The organism is Lysinibacillus sphaericus OT4b.31 (assembly GCF_000392615.1).
Taxonomy (GTDB): Bacteria; Bacillota; Bacilli; order Bacillales_A; family Planococcaceae; genus Lysinibacillus; species Lysinibacillus sphaericus_B.
Window position 1 is genome coordinate 1 of the sequence record NZ_KB933402.1, and the last position, 12,106, is coordinate 12,106.

The 12,106-nt window shown below is 35.5% G+C and carries 9 protein-coding genes and 1 pseudogene; 6 read left to right on the plus strand and 4 right to left on the minus strand.

The genetic code is table 11. The features are described 5' to 3' along the window. Positions 1–128 precede the first annotated feature (128 nt). The 3 genes from H131_RS19010 to guaD form a co-directional block, all read right to left on the minus strand. Positions 129–440, minus strand: a complete 312-nt coding sequence (locus H131_RS19010; RefSeq protein ID WP_036132006.1) for an ArsR/SmtB family transcription factor — start codon at positions 438–440, stop codon at positions 129–131. A 174-nt stretch (positions 441–614) separates the two neighbouring features. After that, positions 615–1,967: a uracil-xanthine permease family protein gene (locus H131_RS19015; protein WP_010860749.1), complete on the minus strand. Its 1,353-nt coding sequence runs from the start codon at positions 1,965–1,967 to the stop codon at positions 615–617. 77 nt (positions 1,968–2,044) lie between these two features. Beyond that, positions 2,045–3,415: a guanine deaminase gene (gene guaD / locus H131_RS19020; RefSeq protein ID WP_010860750.1), complete on the minus strand. Its 1,371-nt coding sequence runs from the start codon at positions 3,413–3,415 to the stop codon at positions 2,045–2,047. Positions 3,416–4,117: 702 nt separating this feature from the next. Here guaD and H131_RS19025 point away from each other — a divergent pair. The 3 genes from H131_RS19025 (at position 4,118) to H131_RS19035 (ending at position 6,522) form a co-directional block, all read left to right on the plus strand. Then, a complete protein-coding gene (locus H131_RS19025) occupies positions 4,118–4,867 on the plus strand; it encodes a class I SAM-dependent methyltransferase (RefSeq protein WP_036132008.1) in 750 nt (249 codons plus the stop codon). 30 nt (positions 4,868–4,897) lie between these two features. Then, positions 4,898–5,419, plus strand: a complete 522-nt coding sequence (locus tag H131_RS19030; RefSeq protein ID WP_010860752.1) for a DUF6886 family protein — start codon at positions 4,898–4,900, stop codon at positions 5,417–5,419. Between the two features lie 647 nt (positions 5,420–6,066). Then, on the plus strand, positions 6,067–6,522 hold the full coding sequence (locus tag H131_RS19035; protein WP_010860753.1) for a 2-thiouracil desulfurase family protein: 456 nt from the start codon (positions 6,067–6,069) through the stop codon (positions 6,520–6,522). 151 nt (positions 6,523–6,673) lie between these two features. Here H131_RS19035 and H131_RS25550 read toward each other — a convergent pair. Further along, positions 6,674–6,890, minus strand: a pseudogene (locus H131_RS25550) (transposase); the annotation flags it as partial. 771 nt (positions 6,891–7,661) lie between these two features. Here H131_RS25550 and H131_RS19040 point away from each other — a divergent pair. From H131_RS19040 to hblD, 3 genes are all read left to right on the plus strand, one after another. Beyond that, on the plus strand, positions 7,662–8,705 hold the full coding sequence (locus H131_RS19040) for a Fic family protein (RefSeq protein WP_010860754.1): 1,044 nt from the start codon (positions 7,662–7,664) through the stop codon (positions 8,703–8,705). A gap of 763 nt (positions 8,706–9,468) precedes the next feature. Continuing rightward, positions 9,469–10,788, plus strand: coding sequence for a hemolysin BL lytic component L2 (gene hblC / locus H131_RS19045; protein ID WP_010860755.1), 1,320 nt, complete (start codon positions 9,469–9,471; stop codon positions 10,786–10,788). 55 nt (positions 10,789–10,843) lie between these two features. Further along, positions 10,844–12,088 carry a hemolysin BL lytic component L1 gene (gene hblD / locus H131_RS19050; RefSeq protein ID WP_010860756.1) on the plus strand — a complete coding sequence of 415 codons (1,245 nt, stop codon included), beginning with the start codon at positions 10,844–10,846 and terminating at the stop codon, positions 12,086–12,088. The last annotated feature ends 18 nt before the right edge of the window (positions 12,089–12,106 follow it).

Consider the following 12,106-nt stretch of genomic DNA (forward strand, 5'->3'; position numbering starts at 1 on the left):
CGCCCACCTCAAGTGGATAGGCGAGAACGAGTCAACTAGGTGGTCGATCAACTGACCGTAAAAGCCCGATTGGTTCAACTAACAATCAGTGGGAGATGAAGAGAACCCCCACTGGTTGGAGTTTCACTTTATAGGTTGTTTTTGATGTACTCAGAAAATGCTTGTATGGTTTGTTCATTGCGACGATAGTATGTCCACTTGCCAATTCGCTCAGATTCCAACAAACCAGCTTTTTGCATAGTCAACAAATAACCGGAAATAACAGACTGGGCAAGGCCAGCTCTCGCTTGAATATCGCCTACGCATACACCAATTTTAAAATTAAGGTTTTGCTCTAAATACGGTTTTTCATCAAAGTATTCACTAGGATCTTTTAACCATAACATGATTTGACTCCGAGTTTCGTTAGACAAAGCTTTATAAATCAATAAAGGTTCCATGTACATCATTATATCTAATTTTCTAGATTTGTAAATATAAAAAGGGGAAATGGCAAAGAGAGCGAAGAGGGAGGCGAGATGGTTCGTTCGCGTTACTTCCTCCTGTCAAAGAAAAAAGTCTGCAGGATAAAACCTCTGCTAAATTTATTTTAAGCAGAGGTTTTACATTTATATTTATTTAACACTCGGTAATATTTTGTTCAACAATATGGCGACGATGGCAGCTGTTGCTACGGGTGAGCCAAATAAATATTGCACTGTTGATGGTAATGAATATAAGAAATCGTCAGGAAGTAATGTTAACGCTAATGTCAAAATCATGGGCACAGCGATTACGTACATTTCTTTTTCACCAATTAATTCGTTTTTCATCACTTGTAAACCGCTAATCGCAATAATGCCACAAACGATGACGAAAATACCACCGATTACAGCTGATGGAATGGCAGAAATTAATGCAGCCAATTTTCCTGAAAATCCGAACAATATAAACCAAGCACCCGCAGCAACAAAGACACGGCGGCTGGCAATACCTGTGATAGAAATAACCCCTGCATTCGTTGAGTAGCCAGTTACAGGAGTTGAGCCTAATAATGAAGCAATAAAACAGCCTATGCCTTCTCCAATAACACCACGATTAATTTGTTTATCAGTTAATGGTTTGTCGATTACATTACTCACAGCAAACCATGTACCTGTTGTTTCAGCCATTAATACAATATAAATAATAACCATGGTAATAATGGCAGAAAAATTAAAAGAAAAACCGAAGTCTGCAAAAGGAATTTGTGGCATGCTAAACCATTTAGCGTGTGAAACAGCTGATAAATCTAATACGCCCATAAGATTGGCACAAATACTACCTACGATTAAAGCAAGAATAACAGAAGCGATACGGAATACGCGTCCTTTTTTATGGAATACCGAACCGAGCATCACACAGATGATTAATACACTAGCTGAAATAAGTGCTAAATAAATGTTTTGATTAATCGTAGCACCAGCACCGTTATAGATGTTAGAACTTAAACCAATAGGCATTAGTGAAAGTCCAACGACAAAAATAATTGTACCCCCGACAACAGGAGGAATGAAGGTTTTCACAATTTTATTGAAAACACCAGTATAGCCTAAAATAATAACTAAAATGGCGCCAATCAGGCTGGCACCTAATACGGAGCTCCAACCGAGTTCGCCGCTACCACTTGCTGCATAGATGCCTACAATGGCACCAAGAGGCACATAGGAAGGGCCTTGGGCTATCGGCAGTTTCATACAGGAATGAGTTTGTACGATTGTCGCAATCCCTGCAGCGATAAAAGTCGATTGAATTAGGGCAGTAGATTGTCCAGATTGTAGACCTATTAACATGGCAATCAGAAAGGGTACTACATAGACATCCATAGCCATTACATGCTGTAAACCGAGCAGGGCTGATTGACCGAATGGAACTTTTTCATTAGGTAAAACGGTTAATTGCGAGGGATTATTTTTAACGTTACTTTGTTTGTTTATTTGCGTTTCCACTAAGTTGCACACCTCAAAATGTTAAGTTTTTGATCAAAGATTTGATTGTAGTTTTTTATAAACACATGATAAATCGTTTATTTTGCTCGATGGTGTACTTTATTGCCTTGTACCCAAACTTCACGGATGTTTTCTGGTCGAACCAGATACATGATTTTTTGGAAGATATCGTGTAAATCTTCATTATCATCATAAATGGGTAGTTTGGCAGATGCTAATTTCGTATCGATAATTTGTACGTCCCATGTATAGTTTTCTTGTAAACGGCCAATGGGCAGGCTTAAACTTTCGCCACCACCAGCTGTTGCTAAATAGAATGCTTCATTGATGGTGATCCGAGAATTTGGTACACCTCGTTTACCTGCCGAAAGGGATGTATCCACACCGTCTTCTAACATTCTGGATGACATAACTGCTTGTCTAGCATTATCGAAAAGACTTGGTGAAAAACCACCTGAAATATCTGAGCCTATACCGATGTCAACACCCTTTGAATGGAAGTGAGCAATTGGTATGACGCTGTTGGCAAAATAAGCATTTGAAATCGGGCAATGACCAATGGCAGTGCCTGTTTCAGCAAATAATGCTGCATCTTCATCATTTAAGAAATTACAATGTGCCATGATGGATTTATCGCCTAATAGACCGAAATCATGTAACGCATAGGCATCGTTTTTTTTGAATCGCTCTTGTACGTAACCATGCTCCCAATCACTTTCACTACAGTGAGACTGGATATGCGTATCGTACTTCGCGGCCAGTTCCCCTAAGCCCTGCAAAGCGCCATCCGTACAACTTGGTATAAAGCGTGGCGTGACAACCGGATAGACTCCTTGTTTAGTCGATTTTGCTAATTCTTTCACAGCTAAGATAAATTCCTCTGTATCTGCTAATGCCGTTTGCGTATCGGCATCACGATAAAATGCTGGGTTTTGTTCAGGGTCATCCATCACGACTTTACCCACTAGGCCGCGTTGCCCTTTTTCAGCACATATTTTCGCTAGCAAAAAGCTTGCCTCTTTATGAACAGTCGCAAAATAGAGTGAGGTAGTGGTGCCATTTGCAAGTAACGTGCTAACTAATTCTTCATAGACCTCTTGGGCAAACTGTAAATCAGAGAATTTGGATTCAATTGGGAAGGTGTATGTGTTTAGCCAGTCATATAGTGGAATATCTAATGCAGTTCCAGCTTGAGCCCATTGTGGTGCATGGACGTGTAAATCGACAAAGCCTGGTAAGATATACTGGCCATCAGCTAAAGGGTGAAAATTTTCTTTACCTTGATATGTATGTAGTAAATGTTGATAATCGGCATGATCAGGTGCTACAGCTTTTGCTATCATACCGTCAGCGTTGATGCAGAATAGATAATCTTGAAAGATTTGTACTTCGTGGGATGACTTACTTGAAAAAGCAGTCCCTTTAAATATTTGCGTATATTCAGACATATAATCCACCTTAATGTTCGTGTTTTGATAATTTCATTGATTATTATAGGATATTTTAACTGTGAAGTCTATAAAAAAACGAATTATGCGGTCGTACTATACTGTATCTAACTATTTATAAGGTCAATTTACGCATCTCAAGAATACCGAAACACAACATGCCAAAACGTTGTGGAATATATAAGCAAGTGTCGTTTCATCCCGCTTGGAATGTCGGGATAGCCATATGTAGTACACTCAGTTGTGAGGGGAATATAACAGATTGCAATCAGCTCAATAACCGCCTTACCTAGCAAGAAAAAAAGATAGACTACATTTAGATTCGTTCGACAATTTACCGAGGTGACAAAGTCTTTGTAAAATCGAATCCAATAGTAGTCTGAAATATAATTTATGAAATTGAGTTATTTATAGAGTAAATATCAGGCTACATTAGAAAATAGAATCGCTATTGACAACGAAGCGAGTCCTTAGTTTACAAGGGCAAAACCTAGATATTTAGAGCAATTTGAAAAGCCAGAAATCCATAATCGGATTTCTGGCTTTTCAAATTGCTAAAGATGGCGTGCCTCTATCTACATGATATAAAAAAACAAATTAAAAGTCTAGTTCTTTTTTTAAGAATATGAAAAAATAAGGGAGTGCACAAGAAACGTAACGTTACGATTAAAATAGAAAAGAGGACGTACAGTGGAAAAAATAATGACGACTGATGAGGCAATTAAACGTTGGAATCGCTACGCAGAAAATTACACAGCAAGCTATGATGAGCAGGGTGGTCTTCACCGTGAAGTACTGTTAAATCCTGCGATTTTTTCATTATTGGACGATGTAAAAGGAAAAAAGCTCTTAGATGCAGGATGTGGCGAGGGCTATTTAAGCAGAATACTTGCTAAAAAAGGGGCTATTATAACTGCTGTTGATTATGCAGAAAAGATGCTTGAAATTGCCAAAAAACGGACGAACAGCGATGAGACAATTGACTATAAACAGGGGAATTGTGAGAGACTCGATTTTTTAATAGATGCACAGTACGACATAATTGTTTCGAATATGGTACTTCAAGATTTGGAAAATTACGAGGCAGCATTAAGCGAGATGTATCGTCTTTTACAACAAGGTGGTTCTTTTATATTTTCAATTCTTCATCCATGTTTTGTTACACCTAATAGTGGGTGGGTTAGAAATGAACAAGTGAATAAACAATATTGGAAGGTCCAGCGTTATTTCTATGAAGGCGTGTATGATCAAAGATTCCCGATAGATTCAGATGAAAAGGTTGTATTTTATCATCGGACATTAACGAGCTATTTAAAAGCAATTATCAAAATAGGGTTTACCGTGGAAGATGTGATCGAACCTATGCCTTCTAAGGAAATGCTAGGTAAATATCCTCAATTCGAAGAGGATTTACACTGTGCGGATTTCATCGTATTCAAATTAAGAAAATAGAGAAGAGTATATATTTTAGGAGGGAAGCATATGCGGATTTTCCATGTAAGTGAAGAAAGTGATATACAAGTGTTCCAGCCTCGACTACCTACTCGAACGGATTTAGATCCAACGAAAGGACTTGTATGGGCTATAGATGATAGATGTTTACCTAACTTTTTAACGCCTAGAAATTGTCCGCGTATTTGCTATCATATTGGCACAAATACAGCTAAAATCGATAAACGAACATATTTAGCATCAACATCATGTTCACATGTAGTCGTTATTGAAAACAAATGGTTTGCTTTGATGAAAAATACTAAATTATTTTTATATGAATTTGATACCAATCAATTCACTCTGCAGGATGAAAATGCGGGCTACTATGTAAGTGAAACAACACAAACACCTATTGCTAAATTCGAAGTGGTCGATTTATTTCAAGAACTATTTACACGAAATATCGAATTGCGGATAGTGGATAACTTGTGGGATATTTATGATGATATTCAAAAAACAACGTTTAATTGGTCTATGTGCAGGATGCATTTTGCTCAGCCAAGGAAATAAATTTGGTGAATTTTATAGACAGTGCAAGTATATCAAATCTAGAGGCTGTCCTAAAGAGTAATAACAATATGCTTTGAAGTACTCTGTTATGATATTTTCATGATATAAAGGTAAAAATCCGCGTAGACGTCTGCAAATCGTAAACACGGATTTTTACCATCTATGAACAAGGGCGTTATGGTTTAAACTTCCTTGCTGTTTTTTTCTGAGCTAAATAGTAAAAGACTGTTCTAATGGAGCAGTTGTTAACCCTATCAATTTGTTTTCATTATAGGTAAACGTGTATTCGTAATTTACTGACTCATTTAGCATAATTGGTAAATAATATATTAAATTGGCTATGCCTAAATTGTTGGGGTGTAGTATCCATGATATATCCTTCAAAACCGATAGATGGTTGTGCTATGATTTTAGTTGATAATTGAATGAGCACGAAATTAATTTTTTCAATATAAAATATTCTCTATTGCTATCGACTAAAGTATTTCTACATGAATTGTTAAATATCCTATTCGTTAATAGAAATTGGGCAAGTAAGCATCCAGACCAATATAGAAAGTTTGCGTAACAAGCTGTTGACGGATTTTTTGATTAAAGTTTATTAAACATATTACATAACTAAGGTGGCAAGGAAATGAGGTACATGTATGATTTTAATAAGTGCCTGTTTAGCAGGGTTAAAGGTTCGATACAATGGGACAGATAGTTTAGATGAAAAAATCCAACAGCTTGTGAGTGAAAATGCAGCTGTGACAGTGTGTCCCGAATTAATGGGCGGCTTTTCTACCCCACGAGAACCAGCTGAAATTGTTGGAGGAGACGGCGAAGATGTCCTAAACGGTAAAGCATTTGTGATAGAAAAATCTGGTCGGGATGTCACAGAGCTGTACGTAAAAGGTGCCTACGCGACTTTACAAAAAGCAATAGAAGTAGGCGCTTCTACAGTCATATTAAAAGAGTATAGCCCTTCCTGTGGTAGTGCTGTGATTTATAATGGTGATTTTAGTGGTACAAAATTAGGTGGAGTAGGTGTTACGACTGCCTTACTTAGAAGAAATAATATAACAGTGCTGTCAGAAGAAAATTATAGCGATTTTTTTTGACAAACCCCTAAGTCATATTTGATGCATACTTAAAATGTCTCTACAGTTGTACATACTTGATACCTCGGATATATAGATTCGTAAGTGTTTGATAGCTTCCTTCCCCATTCAGACATGCACTATTTTTATTTTAAATTCAGTTGAAAGGACTTTATTTTTTTGCTCCTAGCAAAAGCACCCTGAAGTAGGTCATGTAATTGACTATAATTATAGTCTGTACAGATTCTGTTTGTGTTGCTCGCCATGAACAAGTAGCGAGTTTCTTCAAATTCATGGCAGCAAAAGTAAGCATCGCCTGGCATGGACAATTTTTTGAGACCTCTTAAGGTTGTCCAACAGCTACCATGCTTTTCTTTTGCATCGGCAAATGATGTCGTTCATAATTACTATTTTTTGTCAACCTATCCATCCCCTCAATCATGTATAGACGACCACTCGTTGATTGGAGCGCAGGCGGCGACTTCTGCGGGAATAGCATGAGCGAAAAGGCCCCGCAGGAGCGTAGCGGAAAGCAACGAGTTCATATAGATGCTTCTATTTTTAAAAGAAAACAGACTGTAAACATTAAGTATTTTCAAGACTTGAGATGCTACTATGGATATTAAAATCAATAGCAGTTTCTAATCTGCATACTAAATGGTCTTTAGACACTATTTGGTCAATTGTCAGCATGTCATTCATAAGTACTATTTTTCGTCAACCTATCCATCCCCTCAATCATGTATNCGTCCGCCGTAGCGGAAAGTAACGGGTTCATATAGATGCTTCTATTTTTAAAAGAAAACAGACCGTAGGCAAACTCGATTTTTAGCAAATGTTTGTCTACAGTCTGAATTGACTATCATTATGTCTTTTTTCACATTGTACTTTAAGGGAATAATCACATATTTGAAAATGTATAGGTCTATTTATTATTTTTTGTGACATTTTAATATTCAAACAAATTTGCCGATAACAATTATGCGTATTTATCTTACATTTGCGATACATTAATACGCTGAATTAACAGATACAGAATAATAAACGATATTATTTTTGGTATTTTTGTTTAATTTATTGAAGATTCGCATTTGAAAATAATAATATGTATGATTGTAACTAAGGAAAAACAAAATGTTTTCTAAGAAAGGAGGAACCAAATGAGAGATTTTTTCGAAGACAAGTACATAAATAGTGAGCAACAACTAATAAACTTAGTCAGTGAAATTAGTGAATATAAAGGGAGGTTAACTGCTTATGAAGAGCAAAGACCTGAGATATTCACGAACCTAGAAAAAACCTTACCCCTACAATACATGAAAAACTATATTTCAGTTTATAAGGATATAAAAGTTTCAAATAAGAGATTAAAAGAACTTATTTTAGGTAATATGGTACCCCAATCTATCTCGGAAGATGCGATATTTTGTTATTATGAGACTCTGACTCTTGTACATAAAAAATCTTGTACTTTTTCTATTAGTCCAGAAACTATACAAGAATTGCATTTTCAATTAATCCATTATAATACCTCTGACAGTGCAAAATGGCGCCAGAAACCATTTTCTATCCCAGGAATTCCAGAAAACGGGATGCATACGATAAGTTATCGTCCTCTTCCACATGAAAATATTCCACAGGCTGTGGAACAATTATGCTACCAGTACAATTCATTAAATAGTAATAAGGAGCTACCTACACTTCTATTGATAGCTCGTTTTATATTGAATTTTTATTGCATAGTCCCTTTCAGTCAAGGTAATGGCAGACTAACACTTATGTTAATGCAATTACTTTTAGTAAAAAGCGGACATACATTTGTAAAATATGTTTGTTTAGAAGAATTTATAAAGAAAAATGAATCAGAATACTATGGTGCCATCTATAGATCTTCGGTTAATTGGAATTGTAATGGGCATAATATTAGCTTCTGGTTAAAAATGTTCTTAATTATTATATTAGAGGCTTATAAAAACCTGCATAACAGAGTACTGGATTGCGTATGTAAACATACTAAGTTAGAGCGAATTCAGAATTTTATACTTAGCCAAAAGCAACCTTTTACAAAAGAATACATTCGAAGTATTTATCCAGATATAGCTGAAAGTACAATTAGTAAAGCGTTGACCGCTTTGCAATTAGTAGGAGAAATTAAACTGATTTCAAAAGGGAGAAATGCGCGCTGGATGAAAGTCCAATCCTGAAAAGGATTGAATTCTCACCTGATCAAAGAGGTTTTATTTTTCCAGAACATGTCGCTGCAGATTCCATTATTAAACCATTGTTTGAAATCGTAACTAAGTAATGGCTGTTAATTTTAATGGAATAGGATTTAAGGAGCATTTTAATACCTGTGTTAATTATGAATTAAACCGTACGCAACATACCAAAAATCTATGAACCAATTGCCACTCTTTAATCGGCAATTGGTTCTTTAGTTTGTTTCTATCCAAGTATCTACATAGATTTTTTGAAAAGTGCTTTGCATCATTCAAACTTACCTCCCACTTATGTTGCTTCAACTCTCCTCGTTCTTCTGCTTCATACGGATGGACCCAACCACATAGCTGAATATTATCAGGCTGATAATATTTTTATTTGATTTCCATACGTCTAGAGTGACTAGTATCAGTATCTCTAAATTTATTTCAGTTTCCCTAGTTTTTTGCACTAGAACCAATAATATGTCATTTTTCAATCATCAATCTGCTGATTTTCCCTAAATTGTGACATATTCATATTAATTTTGTTTATATTAATCTATTTTAAAATCAAAATTACAGTTAAAATACTCTATTTTAACTGTAATTTGCCAAATAATGTGACTATATCTAAAATTTACATTATAGGAAAATGTTATTCTAACAAGGCTCTTTCCTAAAATTATAAGTATATTGGGGTGCTTAAAATGTATAAAAAATCGTCTGAATTATTGTGAATAAATATCATACAGAGGAGGTAAATAGAATGAAAAAGAAAATAATTACAGGATTGATGGTTACATCCATTGTTGCTACAGGAGTTATTCCTATTCATACTTTTGCAACGCCTATAGTTCATGCGGAGATTCAAGAAGAGAACATGGCTCTTTCCTCATCATTAAGAAAATTAGGTGCACAATCTAAATTGATCCAAATGTATATAGACCAAGCTTTAATGAGTCCTAATGTACAGTTAGCGGAAGTACCAGCTTTAAATACGGAGCAATTCCTTATAAAACAAGATATGAAAGAATGGTCATCGGAACTTTATCCAAATTTAATTCTACTAAATTCAAAAAGTAAAGGATTTGTCACTAAATTTGATAGCTATTATCCAACATTAAAAGAATTTGTAGATAATCAGGGAGATAAAGAAGGTTTCTTGGACAGACTGGAAGTCCTTCAAGGAATGGTGATGACAAACCAAGACTACGCCCAACTTCAAATTAATGAGTTAACAGATCTAAAATTACAGCTCGATAAAAAACTAAAAGACCTTGATACTGATGTGACAAAAGCGCAGGGGATACTAAGTTCAGAGGGAACAGGGAAAATAGACAAGCTTAAAGGTGAATTACTAGATACTCAAAAATCCATTCAAAATAATTTACAGCAAATAGCATTGGTGCCAGGAGCTTTAAATGAACAAGGACTTAAAATATTCCTAGAGATTTATAGTCTTTCGAAAGATATCCTTGAACCAGCTGCTCAAACAGCTGCAGCAGCATATAACAAAGGAAAAGAAATTAACAACGCCATTCTAGAAGCAGAGAAAAAAGCAGAGCAAGAAGCAAAAGAAAAAGGTCTGTCTGCTCTAGAGATTGAAGCTGCCAAAAAAGAAGCTCGTGAAGCAATTGAGAAAAACAAACAAGGTGAAATTGCTGCAGCTGCAGCTACAAAAACGCAAGAGTATGACCTTATGAAAGCAATTGACCCAGAAAAAATCAAAAAAACATATAGTACCTTCGCTGAAGTAAATAAACTAATGGCAGAACAGCGAGCATATTTAGATGATTTAGAGAAGCAAAACCAAAAATTATATGATTTAACAACGAAATTAACCATAGCAGATTTACAACAATCAATGCTTCTTCTTATGCAACATGATTTGCATACATTTGCTAGCCAAGTGGATGTAGAACTTGACCTAATGAAACGCTATAAAGAAGATTTGAACCTAATAAAAAATAGCATCACAACTTTATATACTGATGTTGATACTGCTAGTAATCAGTCTCAAAAAGATACTTTAAGACGATTAAAAAATGTAATAAGTCAACTTGAGGAACAGGTTAATAAATTTTAATAGTTAGCATTTGAGAAAATTATATTAACCTATCGAAAAATTGGAGGAAATAAATGTGAAGAAATTTCCATATAAAGTGTTGAGCGTGGTCACTCTGGCAACGGTTATAACTGCTACTAACAGTAGTTCTATTCATGCACTTGCACAAGAACAGAATGTTCAACAACAGATTGCTCAAGTACAGAACATAGGAAATTATGAACTAGGACCTGAAGGACTGAAGAAAGCGTTGGCTGAAACAGGTTCTCATATACTTGTCATGGATTTGTACGCAAAAACAATGATTAAACAACCGAATGTAAATCTATCCAATATTGATTTAGGTTCAGAAGGGGGAGAATTAATCAAAAATATTCACCTTAATCAGGAACTATCTCGAATCAATGCAAATTATTGGTTAGATACCGCGAAACCAAAGATTCAAAAGACAGCACGTAATATTGTCAATTACGATGAACAATTTCAGAATTATTACCACACATTAGTAGATTTTGTACAAAAGAAAGATAAGGAAGGCTTAAAAGAAGGCATAGGTGATTTAGTCAGTACAATTGATATAAATTCAAAAGAAGTGACAGAAGTAATTAAAATGTTAGAAGCCTTCAAAACAAAACTGTATACAAATACTATAGATTTTAAAAATAATGTGGGTGGTCCAGATGGGAAGGGTGGATTAACAGCCATATTAGCGGGAAAACAAGCACTGGTTCCACAACTTCAAGCTGAAATTGAACAACTACGTTCTACTCAGAAAGCACATTTTGACAATGTATTAGCATGGTCAATTGGTGGTGGATTGGGAGCAGCCATTTTAGTTATTGGCACTATTGCAGGAGGGGTCGTAATTGTTGTGACTGGCGGCACAGCGACACCAGTTGTTGTGGGTGGCCTTACAGCTCTCGGTGCTGCGGGCATTGGTTTAGGTACAGCAGCTGGTGTTGTGGCGTCTAATCACATGAACTCCTATAACGAAATTTCGAATAAAATTGGAGAATTAAGCATGAAAGCCGATCTTGCTAATCAAGCAGTTATTTCACTTACTAACACAAAAGACACTCTGACATATCTGTATCAGACAGTAGATCAAGCGATAATGTCTCTAACAAATATTCAACAACAATGGAATACTATGGGGGCAAATTATAAAGATTTATATGATAATATCGATCAAATGCAAGACCATAAGCTCTCTTTAATACCTGATGATTTAAAAGCTGCCAAACAAAGTTGGAATGATATTCATAAAGACGCAGAATTTATTGCAAAAGACATTGCTTTTAAACAAGAAGAAATGAACTAAAAACTAAAATATATAGAG